General features: G+C 72.3%; 17 protein-coding genes and 1 tRNA gene. 8 read left to right on the top strand and 10 right to left on the bottom strand.

All coding sequences use genetic code 11. From position 1 onward, the window contains the following. The first annotated feature begins 13 nt into the window (after window positions 1-13). On the top strand, window positions 14-988 hold the full coding sequence (locus tag FHR36_RS40100; RefSeq protein WP_308199703.1) for a DUF4389 domain-containing protein: 975 nt from the start codon (window positions 14-16) through the stop codon (window positions 986-988). Here the strand turns inward: FHR36_RS40100 and FHR36_RS30225 are convergent. The 3 genes from FHR36_RS30225 to FHR36_RS30235 all read right to left on the bottom strand — a co-directional run bounded on the left by FHR36_RS30225 (window position 963) and on the right by FHR36_RS30235 (window position 3,580). Beyond that, window positions 963-1,652, bottom strand: a complete 690-nt coding sequence (locus FHR36_RS30225) for an NUDIX hydrolase (protein ID WP_253802337.1) — start codon at window positions 1,650-1,652, stop codon at window positions 963-965. The two genes, FHR36_RS40100 and FHR36_RS30225, sit on opposite strands and share 26 nt — an antisense overlap. Then, window positions 1,649-2,506 carry an endonuclease III gene (nth, locus tag FHR36_RS30230; protein ID WP_253802338.1) on the bottom strand — a complete coding sequence of 286 codons (858 nt, stop codon included), beginning with the start codon at window positions 2,504-2,506 and terminating at the stop codon, window positions 1,649-1,651. The genes FHR36_RS30225 and nth overlap by 4 nt, the downstream gene beginning before the upstream one ends. A 276-nt stretch (window positions 2,507-2,782) precedes the next feature. Then, window positions 2,783-3,580 (bottom strand): isocitrate lyase/PEP mutase family protein, encoded by a 798-nt coding sequence (locus FHR36_RS30235; protein ID WP_253803204.1) that lies wholly within the window; start codon window positions 3,578-3,580, stop codon window positions 2,783-2,785. Window positions 3,581-4,022: 442 nt separating this feature from the next. Here FHR36_RS30235 and FHR36_RS30240 point away from each other — a divergent pair, with 442 nt between their 5' ends. After that, complete coding sequence (locus FHR36_RS30240; protein ID WP_253802339.1) at window positions 4,023-4,697, top strand: Crp/Fnr family transcriptional regulator; 675 nt, start codon at window positions 4,023-4,025, stop codon at window positions 4,695-4,697. Window positions 4,698-4,873: 176 nt separating this feature from the next. On the opposite strand, the gene FHR36_RS30245 is transcribed toward FHR36_RS30240, so the two are convergent. The 5 genes from FHR36_RS30245 to FHR36_RS30265 all read right to left on the bottom strand — a co-directional run bounded on the left by FHR36_RS30245 (window position 4,874) and on the right by FHR36_RS30265 (window position 7,575). Next, on the bottom strand, window positions 4,874-5,695 hold the full coding sequence (locus tag FHR36_RS30245) for an MBL fold metallo-hydrolase (RefSeq protein WP_253802340.1): 822 nt from the start codon (window positions 5,693-5,695) through the stop codon (window positions 4,874-4,876). After that, window positions 5,692-5,865, bottom strand: a complete 174-nt coding sequence (locus FHR36_RS30250) for a hypothetical protein (RefSeq protein WP_253802341.1) — start codon at window positions 5,863-5,865, stop codon at window positions 5,692-5,694. The genes FHR36_RS30245 and FHR36_RS30250 overlap by 4 nt, the downstream gene beginning before the upstream one ends. Before the next feature lie 127 nt (window positions 5,866-5,992). After that, complete coding sequence (locus FHR36_RS30255; RefSeq protein WP_253802342.1) at window positions 5,993-6,853, bottom strand: NUDIX hydrolase; 861 nt, start codon at window positions 6,851-6,853, stop codon at window positions 5,993-5,995. Between the two features lie 97 nt (window positions 6,854-6,950). Continuing rightward, window positions 6,951-7,415 (bottom strand): RidA family protein, encoded by a 465-nt coding sequence (locus FHR36_RS30260; protein ID WP_253802343.1) that lies wholly within the window; start codon window positions 7,413-7,415, stop codon window positions 6,951-6,953. A 1-nt stretch (window position 7,416) separates the two neighbouring features. Beyond that, window positions 7,417-7,575: a Sp36 family protein gene (locus FHR36_RS30265; RefSeq protein ID WP_253802345.1), complete on the bottom strand. Its 159-nt coding sequence runs from the start codon at window positions 7,573-7,575 to the stop codon at window positions 7,417-7,419. Window positions 7,576-7,734: 159 nt separating this feature from the next. Between FHR36_RS30265 and FHR36_RS30270 the strand changes: the two genes are divergently transcribed. Further along, window positions 7,735-8,802, top strand: a complete 1,068-nt coding sequence (locus FHR36_RS30270; RefSeq protein WP_253802347.1) for an ATPase BagA — start codon at window positions 7,735-7,737, stop codon at window positions 8,800-8,802. Then, window positions 8,799-9,986 carry an ATPase BagB gene (locus FHR36_RS30275; RefSeq protein ID WP_253802349.1) on the top strand — a complete coding sequence of 396 codons (1,188 nt, stop codon included), beginning with the start codon at window positions 8,799-8,801 and terminating at the stop codon, window positions 9,984-9,986. Before FHR36_RS30270 ends, FHR36_RS30275 begins: the two co-directional genes overlap by 4 nt. Window positions 9,987-10,086: 100 nt before the next feature. Here the strand turns inward: FHR36_RS30275 and FHR36_RS30280 are convergent, their stop codons facing one another. Further along, on the bottom strand, window positions 10,087-10,461 hold the full coding sequence (locus tag FHR36_RS30280; RefSeq protein ID WP_380231484.1) for a WhiB family transcriptional regulator: 375 nt from the start codon (window positions 10,459-10,461) through the stop codon (window positions 10,087-10,089). 350 nt (window positions 10,462-10,811) lie between these two features. Between FHR36_RS30280 and FHR36_RS30285 the strand changes: the two genes are divergently transcribed. After that, on the top strand, window positions 10,812-13,034 hold the full coding sequence (locus FHR36_RS30285) for a transglycosylase domain-containing protein (protein WP_253802353.1): 2,223 nt from the start codon (window positions 10,812-10,814) through the stop codon (window positions 13,032-13,034). A gap of 105 nt (window positions 13,035-13,139) precedes the next feature. Here FHR36_RS30285 and FHR36_RS30290 read toward each other — a convergent pair whose 3' ends face one another. Next, window positions 13,140-13,595, bottom strand: a complete 456-nt coding sequence (locus FHR36_RS30290) for a GatB/YqeY domain-containing protein (protein ID WP_253802355.1) — start codon at window positions 13,593-13,595, stop codon at window positions 13,140-13,142. Between the two features lie 167 nt (window positions 13,596-13,762). Here FHR36_RS30290 and FHR36_RS30295 point away from each other — a divergent pair, with 167 nt between their 5' ends. The 3 genes from FHR36_RS30295 (at window position 13,763) to FHR36_RS30305 (ending at window position 15,591) form a co-directional block, all read left to right on the top strand. Then, window positions 13,763-14,428 (top strand): O-methyltransferase, encoded by a 666-nt coding sequence (locus tag FHR36_RS30295; RefSeq protein ID WP_253802357.1) that lies wholly within the window; start codon window positions 13,763-13,765, stop codon window positions 14,426-14,428. Between the two features lie 44 nt (window positions 14,429-14,472). Further along, window positions 14,473-15,417: a metallophosphoesterase gene (locus tag FHR36_RS30300; RefSeq protein WP_253802359.1), complete on the top strand. Its 945-nt coding sequence runs from the start codon at window positions 14,473-14,475 to the stop codon at window positions 15,415-15,417. Between the two features lie 100 nt (window positions 15,418-15,517). Continuing rightward, window positions 15,518-15,591 (top strand) — tRNA-Pro (locus FHR36_RS30305). Window positions 15,592-15,630: the final 39 nt, after the last annotated feature.

Genomic DNA, 15,630 nt, shown 5'->3' on the forward strand with positions numbered 1-15,630 from the left:
GGCTGAAGTGGCCATGTGGGAAGCGCCCGTGCAGGCGGACACCGAGTTCCTTCCGGCGCTGGACATCCCCGCGCCGGCAACCCAACGGCGCTGGACGGTGCTGCTGCGGCTGCTGCTGCTGATCCCGCAGTTCATCGTGCTGTGGGTGCTGTCGATCGTCGCGCTGGTCGTGGTGGTGATCGGCTGGTTCGGCGCCCTGTTCATGGGACGGCTGCCGGACTTCGCGGCCGGCTTCCTGCGCGGGTACCTGGAGTACGAGACCCGGGTCTACGCCTACCTGATGCTCACCGTCGACAGCTATCCGCCGTTCAGCTTCGAGGCGCCCGAGCACCCGGTCCGGGTCGAGGTGCGGCCGGGCCCGCTGAACCGGCTGGCGGTGTTCTTCCGCCTGATCCTGGCCATCCCGGCCGGCGTGGTGCAGTACGTGCTGCTGGCGGGCTGGTGGGCGGTGGCGCTGATCAACTGGCTGGTGGTGCTGATCCTCGGGCGGATGCCGGAGCCCCTGTTCGAGGCGACGGCGGCGATCCTGCGCTTCCGGATGCGGTTCGAGGCGTACATGCTGCTGCTGACCTCCGCGTACCCGAAGCGGCTCTTCGGCGAACCGCCCGGCGCCGGCGCGGTGGAGCAGCCGCCTCCCGCTCCCCCCGCGCCTCCCGCTCCCCCGGCAGCCGCGGCTCCGGCCGCCGCCCCGGAGCCCGCCCCCGCTCCCGCCCCGGCCCCCGGGACTCCTCCGGCGGGTGCGTGGCCGCCCGCCCCACCGGTCGGTGCCCTCGGGCAGCCCGGCCTGGTGAAGCAGCCCGGCACGGCGACCCGCCCGCTGGTCCTGAGCAGCGCCGGGAAGGCCCTGCTGATCATCTACATCGTGCTGGGCGTCGCCTCGTCGGTGGTCTCCTCGATCACCAACTCCGGCGACCACGACACCACCTACGGCCAGCACCTGGTCCATCCGGTGCCCGCCGGGGTCAGTCCCGTCCCCGGGCGAGACTGATCGCCTCCTCGGAGAGCTCCACCGTGCGGCGGGTGTCCCACGGCCGTTCCAGTCCGCTGTAGTGCAGCACCCGGTCGATCACCCCGGCGGTGAACCCCCACACCAGACGGCCCGCCACCTCGAAGCCTGGCCCGGCGTACCCGGAGGGGTGCCGCACCCGGGCCCGGTTGGCCGGGTCGGTCAGCTCGGTCAGCGGCACCCGGAACACGGCTCCGGTCTCGGCCGGATCCACCGGCATCACCGGCGACTCCTCGCGCCACCACCCCAGCACCGGCGTGACCACGAACCCGCTCACCGGGATGTACAGCCGCGGCAGGGTGGCGAAGATCTGCACGCCGGACGGATCCAGGCCGGTCTCCTCGCGCGCCTCGCGCAGCGCCGCCGCCACCGGCCCGCTGCCGGCCGGGTCGCCGTCCTCCGGGTCCAGCGCGCCGCCCGGGAAGGACGGCTGGCCGGCATGCGAACGCAGCGACCGCGCCCGCTCGATCAGCAGCAGGTCCGGGCCGTATTCCCCCTCGCCGAAGAGCATCAGCACCGCCGACGGGCGCCCGCCCTCCGCCGGTGGCAGGAAGCGGCTCAACTGCTCGGGCAGCACGCTCTCCGCCGCCTGCCGCACCGGCAGCAGCCACGGGGGCAGTCCGTCCCGCTCGATCGCGACCGTCATTCGGCCACCGCCAGGTCCGCGACCTCGCCGCCGTGCGCCGCGGCCTCGGCCAGGGCCGCCGCCTCCCCGGGGAAGTCCGCCGGCGGACGCAGCCGCTGACCGGGCTTCCCGGCCAGCTCGTACTTGAGCAGCTTCGCCGCCTTCTCCGGGTCCTTCTCGCCCGTGCCGTACGCGGGGCAGAGCGAGGCGACCGCGCAGGCGCCGCAGGCCGGCTTCTGCGAATGGCAGACGCGGCGGCCGTGGAAGACCACCCGGTGCGAGAGCATCGTCCACTCCGACTTCGGGAAGATCGCGGCGACGGCCGCCTCGACCTTCTCCGGGTCGTCCTCCGCCGTCCAGCCGAATCGGCGGGCGAGCCGCCCGAAGTGGGTGTCCACGGTGATCCCCGGGACACCGAAGGCGTTCCCGAGCACCACGTTGGCGGTCTTGCGGCCGACGCCCGGCAGCGTCACCAGGTCCTCCAGCCGGCCGGGGACCTCGCCGCCGAAGTCGTCCCGCAGCGCGGCGGACAGGCCCAGCAGCGCCTTCGCCTTGTTCCGGAAGAACCCGGTCGGCCGGATCAGCTCCTCCAGCTCCTCCGGCACCGCCGCCGCCATGTCCTCCGGCGTCGGGTACTTCGCGAACAGCGCCGGCGTCGTCTGGTTCACCCGCAGGTCCGTGGTCTGCGCCGACAGCACCGTGGCCACCAGCAGCTGGAACGGGTTGTCGAAGTCCAGCTCGGGATGCGCGTACGGATACAGCTCCGCCAGCTCCCGGTTGATCTTCCGCGCCCGCCGCACCATCCCCAGATGGGTCTCCGGCTTCCTCGGCTTCGCCTTCGGCGCCGCCACCTTCCGGACCTTGCTCTCAGCCATGTCCGAAGGCTACGCCGAACCGCCGCACCCCCGGCACCGATTCCCGCCGAACCTGCCCTGCGGGGAGCGGGCGTTCGGGGGCCGAAAGGGCCTTGAGGCCGCTGAAGAGGAAGGTGCCGGTGAGCCCCGAAGGCTACGCCGAACCGCCGCACCCCCGGCACCGATTCCGACCGAACCCGCACCGCGCGGGGCAGGCGATCAGGAGCGGAAGCTACGCCGAACCCCCGCATCCCCGGCACCGACCCCGGCCCAACCAGCCCCGCGCGGGGCGGGCGATCAGGGGTGGAAGAGGGCGTTGAGGTCGCCGAAGGGGAGGGCGTTGTCGAGGGTGGTGTGGTGGCCGGTGGCGAGGAGTTCGGCGGCGGCGTTGCGGGTGGCGGTGTAGGCGGCCTGGGCGAGGGCGGTGCCGAGGCTGATGCGGCGGACGCCGGTGGCGGCGAGGGCGGGGACGGTCGGGCCGCCGGGGACGGCCATGGCGTTGACCGGGAGGGGTGAACGCGCGCAGAGGGCGGTGAGGAGGTCGAGGTCGAGCAGGCCGCGGACGAAGATCCCGTCGGCGCCCGCTTCGGCGTAGGCGTCCGCGCGGCGCAGGGTCTCGTCGAGTCGGCCGGACTCCTCGCCGATGCCGAAGAGGAAGACGTCGGTGCGGGCGTTGAGCAGCAGCTCCGGCAGGCCGGCCGCGGCAGCGGCCTCGCGGGCGGCGCGCAGCCGGGCGGCCTGTGCGGCCGGGGTGAAGAGCGGGCCGCCGACGGCGGTGGAGTCCTCCAGGTTGACGCCGACCGCGCCGGCGCCGACCATCGCGCGGACGGTGGCGGCGACGTCCGCCGGGTCCGGGCCGTAGCCGCCTTCGATGTCGACGGTGACGGGGAGGGGGACGGCGGCCACGATCCGGCGGGCCGCCTCGACGGCGTCCGTACGGCCGAGGGTCTGGCCGTCGCCGAGGCCGTGCGACCAGGAGACGCCGCCGCTGGTGGTGGCGATGGCGGCGGCCCCGGCGGCGGCGACCACCGCGGCGCTGCCGGCGTCCCAGGCGTTGGGGAGGACGAGGAGGGGGCCGGCGCTCAGGTCGCGCAGCCGCTGGGCCTTGGCGCGGGTGGAGGCGGTGACGCCGGTCGTGACGGCGGTCGTGGTGCCCGGGGCGGCGGGGTCGGGGAGGATGAGGGTGCTGTCGACGGGCACGGGGATCACCGTTCCTGGGGCTGGGTGGTGGGCGGTGGTCCCCGCCCGGTGGGAAGCGTGCCGGGCCCGCCGGGGTGGGGGTACTGATTCGGCTCTGCCTGAATCCATCGCCGGTCCACCGCATGGATCCACCGCCCGTCCAGCGCCGGAGGCGGGCGGGACACACGGTCCGGTGGCGGGTTCACGCCACCGCGGCTGGTGCTGTCCGGACGGCCCGGATAGGTGCGAATGGCCCCATATCCGGCCCCGTTGCCGACCCCCTCCTCATATGATCGGAGCGACATGCGTCATCCTTGGTGATGAAAAGCACTGCCCAGACACCAGCAGGAGGAAGCTCGTGGACGACGTTCTGCGGCGCGCCGCGCTCTTCGCGGCTCTCGACGACGACCAGGCTGCCGAGCTCCGCGCTTCCATGACCGAGGTGACGCTCGCCCGCGGTGAGTCGCTGTTCCACGAGGGCGACCCGGGCGATCGGCTGTACGTGGTGGTCGAGGGCAAGGTCAAGCTGCACCGCGCCTCGCCGGACGGCCGCGAGAACATGCTGGCCGTACTCGGCCCCAGCGAAATGATCGGCGAGCTGTCGCTGTTCGACCCGGGCCCGCGCACCGCCACCGCCACCGCGCTGACCGAGTGCAAGCTGCTCGGCCTCGGCCACGGCGACCTGCTGCCGCTGCTGCACGCCCGCCCCGAGGTGTCGATCGCGCTGCTGCGCGCCATCGCCCGCCGCCTGCGCCGGACCAACGACGTGATGTCCGACCTCGTCTTCTCCGACGTGCCGGGCCGCGTCGCCAAGGCGCTGCTGGACCTGTCGCGCCGCTTCGGCGTGCAGTCCGACGAGGGCATCCACGTCGCCCACGACCTCACCCAGGAGGAGCTGGCCCAGCTGGTCGGCGCCTCCCGCGAGACGGTCAACAAGGCGCTCGCCGACTTCGCCGGCCGCGGCTGGCTGAAGCTGGAGGCCCGGGCGGTGGTCCTGATGGACGTCGAGCGGCTCTCCCGCCGTTCCCGGTAGTCGCGACAGCCGCGCAGCCGAGCACACGATCAGGGGCGCGGGGACCGCGCGAACGGCCAGGCACCGAGCGGTGCGGTGGCCGGTCGCACGGTCCCCGCGCCCCTGTCGTTCTGTGCAGACGGGGACAAGGACGAGGACGAGCCCGTACGCCGCAGGGCCGCGGACGGGCCCGCCGGTCAGATGAGGCCGTGGTCCTCGAGGTAGCTGAGCTGCGCGCGGACCGACAGTTCGGCGGCGGGCCACAGGGAGCGGTCCACGTCCGCGTACACCCGGGCGACCACCTGCTCCGCGGTACGGCAGCCGGCCTCGACGGCGGTCTCCACCTGGGCGAGGCGGGAGGCGCGGTGGGCCAGGTAGTAGTCGACCGCGCCGAGCGCGTCGGCGAGGACCGGGCCGTGGCCGGGCAGGACGGTGCGGACGCCGTGGTCGGAGGCCATGGTGTGCAGGCGGCGCAGCGAGTCGAGGTAGTCGCCGAGGCGGCCGTCGGGGTGGGCGACCATCGTGGTGCCGCGGCCGAGGACGGTGTCGCCGGTGAGCACGGCGCCGTCGGCGGGCAGGTGGAAGGTCAGCGAGTCGGCGGTATGGCCCGGGGTGCCGATCACGCGGATCTCCAGGCCGCCGACCTCGATCCGCTGACCGCCGTGCAGACCCTCGTCGCCGAGGCGGTGGGCCGGGTCCAGGGCGCGGACCCGGGTGCCGGTGAGTTCGGCGAAGCGGGCGGCGCCCTCGGCGTGGTCGTGGTGGCCGTGGGTGAGCAGGGTGAGCGCGACGCGCTTGCCCTGCTGTTCGGCGGCCTGGACCACCCGACGCAGGTGTCCTTCGTCCAGCGGGCCGGGGTCGATCACCACGGCCAGGTCGGAGTCGGGTTCCGAGAGCAGCCAGGTGTTGGTGCCGTCCAGCGTCATCGGTGACGGGTTGGGCGCCAGCACGCAGAGCGCTCGCGGGGTGGCGACCCCGCCGACCGTGTCGGCGGGGTCGCCGGGCAGCAGACTCGTCACGAGCCGTCCGTCTCGGTGCGGCCGAGTGCCCGCAGGGGGAGTGCGCGCACCAGGGGGCGCACGGTGGGGTCGGCGGAGATCACCGGCGAGTCGCAGGCGGTCACGCGGGGCTGGAGGCTGCGGGCGGGCAGGCTGGGTGCCGTCCGGCGAGCCACGTCGTTGTGGATCATCGGCCGTTCGTCCTTCCGTGTCGGCTGGGCTGCTTCGTCAGCCCATCAGATCTTCTTCGTCCCATCGGAATCCCATGGAGATCCGCATCCCCTGGAGATCCGATCGGAGTCCCGTCGGATCAGGTGATCAGACGGGAAACTCTCCGTCGATGGTCAGCTCGTCATACCCCGACCATCGCACCGTCATACGATCACCCGCCACCTCGGCCTTGCCGAGGACCGGGCGGACGGTCCGCTCCGCCGCCGCGGCCAGTGCCTCGGCCGCCGAGCGGGCCGGCAGCAGCTCGCGCAGCACCGTGACGGTGGGCGGCATCATCCCGTACCGGCCCTCGGCGTGACCGGCCACCGCCTCGGCCGGGGACAGCCAGGCGACCCGGTCGGCCTCGCCGACCTCCAGGGCCGCCGACTGGCCGGACGGCATCGCGGCGACGAAGAACCAGGTGTCGAACCGGCGCTCCTCGAAGGCGGGGGTGATCCAGCGGGCCCAGGCGCCCAGCAGGTCGCTGCGCAGCACCAGGCCGTGCTTGGCGAGGAACTCGGCGAAGGAGAGTTCGCGGGCCTCCAGGGCGGCCCGCTCGGCGGTCCAGTCCCGGGCCTCGGCCACGGTCCGCTCGTCGGGGCCGGCCAGCAGGACGCCGGCCTCCTCGAAGGTCTCGCGGACCGCCGCGCACACCACCGCCTGCGCGGTGCGGGCGTCGGTCCCCAGCCGCTCGCCCCACTCGGCGGGCGTCGGTCCGGCCCAGCCGGGCGCGGCCTCGGCGTCCCGGGAGTCGACCCCGCCGCCGGGGTAGGCGTACATCCCGCCGGCGAACGCCATCGAGGTGCGGCGGCGCAGCAGGTACGCCTGCGGCCCGTCGGCGCCGTCCCGCAGCAGGACCACGGTGGCCGAGGGCTTGGGTTCGGGCGGGGTCAGCTCGCCCGCCGCGACGGCCCTGATCCGGGCAGGCCAACCGGGCGGCATCGGGAGCGACGGTGCTCTCTGGTCCATGCCCGGATGCTAAGCGCCCGGGGGCGCATGGTGGAAGAGCAGCCCTCCACCTGCGCCCCCGGGGACGGGAACGGCCCGTCGGGGCCGAACGCCGAGGTCAGTCGCGGACGCGGACCTGGATCTCGACCTCGACCGGGGCGTCCAGCGGCAGCACCGCGACGCCGACGGCGCTGCGCGCGTGCACGCCGGCCTCGCCCAGCACCTGGCCGAGCAGCTCGCTGGTGCCGTTGACCACGCCGGGCTGGCCGGTGAAGTCGGGGGCGGAGGCGACGAAGCCGACCACCTTCACGACCTGCTCGATCCGGTCCAGGTCGCCGATCACGGACTTCACCGCGGCCAGTGCGTTCAGCGCACAGATCTGCGCCAGCTGCTTGGCCTCCTCGGCGGTCACCTCGGCGCCGACCTTGCCGGTGCTGGGCAGCTTGCCCGCCACCATCGGCAGCTGGCCGGAGGTCAGCACGTACTCGCCGGAGCGGACGGCCGGCACGTAGGCGGCGACCGGCGGCGCCACCTCGGGGAGGGTCAGGCCGAGCTCGGCGAGCTTCTCCTCAACCTTGCTCATGTCAGCCCTTCTCCCGCTTCAGGTACGCGACGAGCTGCTCGGGGTTGTTCGGGCCCGGCACGACCTGGACGAGCTCCCAGCCGTCCTCGCCCCAGGTGTCCAGGATCTGCTTGGTGGCGTGCACGAGGAGCGGCACGGTGACGTATTCCCACTTGGTCATGGGGGTGACTCTAGCCCGCCCGCCCGGTGTGAGGTGGGACACAAAGGGGGCATGATTGCCCGCGGCCGCCCGGATGGTCCCGGCATCCGCGCCGCTCGCTGGTTACGCTCGCCGTGAGGGCACCGCTCGGTGCCGGTCGACGACGGACGGAGACGGAGCGTGGCGAGCACCGGCGGCCCGGCAGCGCCGAGGGACCCGGACTGGGAGGGCGTCAGGCTGCACGTCGTCACCGGCAAGGGCGGCACCGGGAAGACCACGCTGGCCGCCGCCCTGGCCCTGGCGCTGGCCGCCGAGGGCCGCCGGACGCTGCTGATCGAGGTCGAGGGGCGGCAGGGGATCGCCGAGCTCTTCGGCATCTCGGCGCTGCCGTACGAGGAGCGGAAGATCGCCGGCGTGACCCCCGCGCAGCTGGGCCTGCCCGGCCGGGCGCCGGGCGAGGTGCACGCGTTGGCGATCGACACCGAGCTGGCGCTGCTCGAGTACCTGGAGATGTTCTACAAGCTCGGCCGGGCCGGGAAGGCCCTGCAGAAGGTCGGGTTCGTCGACTTCGCGACCACCGTCGCGCCTGGGGTGCGGGACGTGCTGCTGACCGGGAAGGCCTGCGAGGCGGCCCGTCGCAAGGGTCCCGACGGCCGTCCGCTGTACGACGCGGTGGTGATGGACGCTCCGCCGACCGGTCGGATCACCCGCTTCCTCAACGTCAACGCGGAGGTGGCCGGGCTGGCCCGGATCGGCCCGATCCACAGCCAGGCGCAGGCCGTGATGCGGGTGCTGAAGGCGCCCGAGACGGCGGTCCACTTCGTCACGCTGCTGGAGGAGATGCCGGTGCAGGAGACGGTGGACGGCATCGCCGAGCTGCGCGAGGCGAAGCTGCCGGTCGGCGGGGTGCTGGTCAACATGGTCCGGCCGCCGGTGCTGGACGCCGCCGCGGTGGCGGCCGTCGACGGCGACCACCGCGAGGAGGTGGCGCTGGCCCTGGCCGAGGCCGGCCTCGGCGGGCGGGCACGCAAGCCGGAGACCGTCCGCGCGCACATCGAGCCGCTGCTCGGCCCGCTGCTGGAGCAGGCCAGGGAGCACAGCGAGCGGGTCGAGCTGGAGCGGTCCCAGCGGGCGGACCTGCAGCAACTGCGGCTGCCCACGTACGAGCTGCCGCTGCTCGGCGAGGGCGTGGACCTCGGCGGCCTGTACCGGCTGGCGGCGGAGCTCAAGCGGCAGGGGGCGGCATGACGACGCGGACGGCACCGACCCGGACCACCCCCCGCGTGGGCACCCGGCTGGAGATCGACACGCTGATCGAGGACCCGGAGACCCGGATCGTGGTCTGCTGCGGCTCCGGCGGCGTCGGCAAGACCACCACCGCGGCGGCGATCGGACTGCGGGCCGCCGAACGCGGCCGCAAGGTCGTGGTGCTGACCATCGACCCGGCCCGCCGGCTGGCCCAGTCGATGGGCCTGACCGAGCTCGACAACACCCCGCGCGTGGTCAAGGGCGTCCGCGGCGACGGTGAACTGCAGGCCATGATGCTCGACATGAAGCGGACCTTCGACGAGGTCGTGCTGGCCCACGCCGAGCCCGAACGGGCCAAGGCGATCATGGAGAACCCGTTCTACCAGTCCCTGTCGGCCGGCTTCGCGGGCACCCAGGAGTACATGGCGATGGAGAAGCTCGGCCAGCTGCGCGCCGAGGACCACTGGGACCTGATCGTCGTCGACACCCCGCCCTCGCGCTCCGCCCTGGACTTCCTGGACGCCCCCAGCCGGCTCGGCTCTTTCCTGGACGGGAAGGTGATCCGGCTGCTCACCGCGCCCGCCAAGGTCGGCGGCCGGTCGGCGATGAAGTTCCTGAACGCGGGCATGGGCCTGATCACCGGCACCCTGGGCAAGATCTTCGGTGCCCAACTGCTCACCGACGTACAGACCTTCGTCTCGGCGATGGACTCGATGTTCGGCGGCTTCCGTGAGCGCGCCGACCGCACGTACGAACTGCTGAAGGCCCCCGGCACGGCGTTCCTGGTGGTCGCCGCGCCCGAACGGGACGCGCTGCGCGAGGCGGCGTACTTCGTCGACCGGCTCGCCGCCGACCACATGCCGCTGGCCGGCCTGGTGCTCAACCGGGTCCACACCACCGGGGCGCCGCAGCTCACCGCCGAGCGGGCACTGGCCGCGGCCGAGGCCCTGGAGGAGAACGGGTCGCCGACCTCCTCGGCGGCCGCCGAGACCGTGGCCGCCGGACTGCTGCGACTGCACGCCGAGCGGGTGCAGATCATGAACCGCGAGCGGCGCACCCGGGACCGGTTCGTCTCGGTCTATCCGGACGTACCCATCGTCGAGGTGGCCGCGCTGCCCGGGGACGTCCACGACCTGGACGGCCTGCGGACGGTGGGCGATCGCCTCGGCTCCGCTGTCGACTGACCGTCAGACCACCCACGGGTCACGGTCACCGGCCTACCCCCCTCGGTCGGCCGGTGCGCCTGCGTCCGGATGAGCTGTCGACGGAGTCGTTGTCGTGCGGTCAGCCCGCCTGGGCGTAGTCCCGCAGGACCACCCCGGTGGCCAGCGACTCCTCGTACTCCATGCGCGCGGTCTCCAGGAGCCGGCGCCACGAGAGCACCGTCGGACGCCGCCGCAGCAGCGCCCTGCGCTCGCGCTCGGTCATCCCGCCCCAGACACCGAACTCGACGCGGTTGTCCAGCGCGTCCGCCAGGCACTCGGTGCGAACGGGGCACCCGCTGCACACCGCCTTGGCGCGGTTCTGGGCCGCCCCCTGAACAAACAATTCATCCGGATCGCTCGTGCGGCAGGCCGCCTGCGCGCTCCAGTCATCCACCCAGCCCATGCCGGCGCCGTCCTCTCCCGAATCGGGGCTCCCCCACGGCGGCAACGGCATATTCACCGCTGCCAGTTGAGGACGTTACGGAAGAACGGGACGACGCAACAGCCCCTACGGGCTCAATCTGAAATGACCCGATCGGACTATGGGTACCCGACAGCTCACTCGTTGGAGTGATCGCAGGTCGCAGGCCTTGTCAGACAGCCTGAATGCACTTTTCGTCACGCTGTGCGACGACAGCAGCTCACGCACTCGCGGCAATGCCCTACAAATAGATCCAAATCGGGCAAAGCTCATCACTCACAAGAGTGATGATGATGCACAGAGCGAAGCTGTCGCGAACCTGTGACAAGCGTAGGCGAACACCTGCCCCCCTGTACGGGAATCGGCGACGTAGGGTTCTCTCCATGGCTTCTCAGCGATCCACGGGTAACCCGCTCGACAAGGCAGGCCTCGGCATCAAGCTCCTCGGCAGCGCAGTGCTGGCCGGAGTCCTGGTCGCCGGCATGGCGCTGCCCGCCGTCGGCGCGCTCGGGCTCACGGCCAAGGACACCGCCGACAGCTTCGACAACATCCCGGACGACTTCAAGCAGCCCACCCTCTCCCAGGCGTCGATGATCTACGACTCCAAGGGCGGGCTGATCGCCAAGGTGTACGACCGCGACCGGACCATCCTCACCCAGGAGCAGATGGCGCCGATCATGCGCCAGGCCCAGGTGGACATCGAGGACAACCGGTTCTACGAGCACGGCGCGGTCGACCTCAAGGGCGTACTGCGCGCGGCCACCAAGAACGCCGAGGCCGGCTCCACCACCCAGGGCGCCTCCACCCTCACCCAGCAGTACGTGAAGAACGTCTTCGTCGAGCAGGCCGGCGACGACCAGCAGGCCTTCCTGGAAGCGACCAAGAAGAGCATGGGTCGCAAGATCCAGGAGCTGAAGTACGCCATCAAGCTGGAGGAGGACCTGACCAAGGATCAGATCCTCACCAACTACCTGAACATCACCTTCTACGGCCACCAGGCGTACGGCGTCGAGGCCGCAGCCAACCGCTACTTCAGCAAGAGCGCCAAGGACCTCACCATCCCCGAGGCCGCCATGCTGGCCGGCCTGGTCCAGAACCCCTCGGCCTACGACCCGATCACCCACCCGCAGGCCGCCCAGGCGCGCCGCAACACGGTGATCAACAAGCTGCTGGAGTACAAGCACATCTCGCCGGACGAGGCCAAGGCCGCGCTCGCCGCGCCGCTCGGCATCAAGTACCGCGAGCCGCAGAACGGCTGCATCACCGCGCAGAACGGCATGGGCTTCTTCTGCGCCTACGTCAGCCGGGTGATCAAGCAGGACCCCGCCTTCGGCAAGACCACCGCCGACCGGCAGAAGCTGTGGAGCCAGGGCGGCCTGAAGATCTACACCACGCTCGACCCGGACAAGCAGGCCGCCGCCAACAACGCCGTGACCAAGAAGGTCAACGTCACCGACTCGGTGTCGGCCGCCGCCACCATGGTCAAGCCCGGCACCGGCGAGATCCTCGCGATGGCCCAGACCCGCCCGTACGGCCTGGACAGCACCAAGAACCAGACCACGCTCAACCTGAACGTCGACTCCAACATGGGCGGCGGCAACGGCTTCTCCCCCGGCTCGACCTTCAAGCCGATCCTGGCCGCGGCCGCGCTGGAGTCCGGCCTGCCGATCACCCAGCAGTACCCCTCGCCCAACAAGATGGACTACCCCAAGATGTCCACCTGCGAGGGCAGCTGGAACGAGAAGGGCGTCTCCGTCCAGAACGAGTCCGCCTCCGAGGTCGGCCCGTTCGACCTCAAGGACGCCATGGCGAAGTCGGTCAACACCTACTTCGTGCAGATGGAGCAGGAAGTCGGCCTCTGCCCGATGAAGCAGATGGCCAACAAGCTCGGCATCAAGAACCTCGCCAACGGCACCCCGATCAAGCAGGTCCCCTCCATGGTGCTCGGCACCCAGGAGGTCAGCCCGCTGACCATGGCCAGCGCCTACGCCGCCTTCGCCGCCCGCGGCCTCTACTGCAACCCGATCGCGATCACCTCGGTGGTCAACGCGGACGGCAAGAAGCTCGAGGTCCCGAAGGCCAACTGCGCCCAGGCGATGTCCCAGACCACCGCCGACGGCATCAACACCCTGCTCCTCGGCGTGACCGAGAAGGGCACCGGCTCCTCCCTCGGCCTCGACGACGGCCGCCAGATCGCCGGCAAGACCGGTACCACCGACAACCGGTACGCCGCCTGGTTCACCGGCTACACCCCCGAGCTCGCCACCTCCGTCTGGCTCGGCGGCCCGACCGGCAACGTGTCGATGAAGAACATCCGCATCGGCGGCCGCTACTTCGACTCCGTCTTCGGCGCCACCGGCCCCGGCCCGATCTGGCAGCAGGCCATGAACGACGCGCTCGACGGCACGCCCCGGACCAGCTTCCAGACCGTGAACATCCCCGTCCCGACCCCGACCGCCCCGCCCACCGACCCCAGCCAGCCCTCCGGCGACAACGCCGCCGGCGGCAACAACAACGCCGGCGGCCTGATCAACGGCGGCTTCACCTTCCCGCCCGGCTGGACCACCGGCGGCAACGGGAACGGCGGCAAGCCGGGCCACCGGTAGTCACGCAGTGAATGCCGAAGGGCGCGGGGTCGACGACCCCGCGCCCTTCGGCATTTCGGTCTTCCAGTCGCTCGCCAGGCGTTCAGGCGTTCCGGTGCGCTTCTCTCAGCCGGTCAGCGCGGTCTTCACCGCGGCAGCCACCCGGCCGCCGTCGGCCAGACCCTCCACCTTCGGCTTGACCAGCTTCATCACCGCGCCCATCGCCTGCGGGCCCGACGCGCCGCTCTCGGCCACCGCCGCCGCGACGATCGCCGCCAGCTCCTCGTCGGAGAGTTGCTTCGGCAGGTAGCCGGTGAGGATGTCGCCCTCGGCGCGCTCCTGGGCCGCCGACTCGGCGCGACCGGCGTTCTCGAACGCCTCCGCGGCCTCACGGCGCTTCTTCTCCTCCTTCGCGATCACCTTCTGCACCTCGGCGTCGGACAGGTCGCGCTTGACCTTGCCCGCCACCTCCTGGCTGGTGATCGCGGCCAGCGTCAGCCGGAGGGTGGACGCGCGCAGCTCGTCCCGTGTCTTGATCGCAGCCGTGAGGTCCTCCTGCAGCTGCTCCTTGAGCGTCGTCATGCCTTCATCTTCGCAGGCCGGATGCACAGCCGCCCACGAATATCCGCTCCAGCCGGGTCCCGCCCCCGTCGAGGACGCGAGGCGCCCGGCCCGGACGGGTCCGGCGTATCCGACCGATCCGACCGATCCGGCGGACACCGCCGATCGTCCGCTGCCAGGATGACGCCATGTCACTCCACGGCACCGACGCGTACGGCACCTCCCTGGGCGGCCTCCCCCCGCTGGTGGCCCGCGCCGTCCGCGCGGCCCGGGAGGACGGGTTCCCGAACTCCTGCCGCCCCGAGCAGGGCCGCCTGCTGCACACCCTCGCGGGCGGCGCCGGGGCACTCCGCTCGCGCTCCGCGGGGGCGCGCTCCGCAGAGGCACGCTCCACGGGGGCGCTCGGCCGGATCGGCGAGAGCGGCACCGGGTACGGCGTCGGGCTGGCCTGGCTGGCCGCAGGCGCCCCCGCCGGCGTCGAGCTGATCAGCGTCGAACGCGAACCCGCCCGCGCCGCGGCCGCCGCCGCGCTGCTGGCGGACGTCCCCGGGGCCCGGGTGCTGACCGCCGACTGGACCGAGCTCTACCGGCACGCCCCGTACGACCTGCTGGTCCTCGACGGCGGCGGTCAGGCCAAGGGCAACGGCACCGCCGACCCCGAACGCCTCCTCGTCCCCGGCGGCGTCCTCGTCGTGGACGACTTCACCCCGTCCCCCGACTGGCCGCCCACCCACGACGGCCGACCCGACGACGCCCGACTGCACTGGCTGCTCCACCCCGCCCTGAACGCCGTGGAGATCCCCCTCGCCGCCAACCTCTCCGCCATCGTCGCAGTGCGCAAGCATCAGCCCTGACCGGCCCGTTCACGGGCCCGTACGCCGTCTGAGAGCATGGACCGATGCGCCCCCTGTACTCCGTCCCGCTCGGTATCGCCGCTGTCGGCGCCGCCTGTCTCGCCTACTCCGCCGGGTACGAGGTCCACTCGTTCCGACTCCGCCGCGTGGAGGTGCCGATCCTCCCCACCGGCGCCCGTCCGATCAGGGTGCTGCAGGTCTCCGACATCCACATGGTGACCGGCCAGGCCAAGAAGCAGCGCTGGCTCCAGAGCCTCGCCGGCCTCAACCCCGACCTGGTCGTGAACACCGGCGACAACCTCTCCGACCCGCTCGGCGTCCCCGCCACCCTCGACGCGCTCGGACCGCTGATGGAGTTCCCCGGCGTCTACGTCTTCGGCTCCAACGACTACTACGGGCCGGCCCGCAAGAGCCCCACCCGCTACCTCTCCGCCCTGCGCAGCGGTGTCCACGGCCTCAACAACCCCGACGGCACCGGCCGCCGCGGCATCACCGGCGCCGTCCACAACCCCTGGCAGAAGCTCCGCGACGGCTTCGACGCCGCCGGCTGGCTCAACCTGAACAACGCCCGCGGCCGCCTCACCCTCGCCGGCCTCGACGTCGAGTTCACCGGGCTGGACGACCCGCACATCCGCCACGACCGCTACGCCGAGGTCGCCGGCGGCCCGTCCCCCGATGCCGACCTGTCGCTGGCCGTCGTCCACGCCCCGTACCTGCGGGTCCTGGACGCCTTCACCGCCGACCGCTACCCCCTCGTCCTCGCCGGCCACACCCACGGCGGACAGCTCTGCATCCCCTTCTACGGCGCCCTGGTCACCAACTGCGACCTCGACACCGACCGGGTCAAGGGCCTCTCCACCCACCAGGCCGGCGGAAACCGCTCCTACCTGCACGTCTCCGCAGGCTGCGGCACCAACCGCTACACCCCCGTCCGCTTCGCCTGCCCGCCCGAGGCCACCCTCCTCACCCTCACCCCGCGACCCCGCTGACCAGGCCCGACGCCCCGACCCGAATCGGATTTCGTCTCTCGGCGCACCTCCTGTAGAGTTCTACTCGTTGCGCCGGAGACGGAAGGCAACAAAGCAGGACCGGGGTATAGCGCAGCTTGGTAGCGCGCTTCGTTCGGGACGAAGAGGCCGTGGGTTCAAATCCCGCTACCCCGACTTCGTAAGTGCAGGTAAGGGCCCTGCCGGAGAAATCCG

The sequence above is a fragment of the Kitasatospora cinereorecta genome, from assembly GCF_024172095.1.
GTDB lineage: Bacteria > Actinomycetota > Actinomycetes > Streptomycetales > Streptomycetaceae > Kitasatospora > Kitasatospora cinereorecta.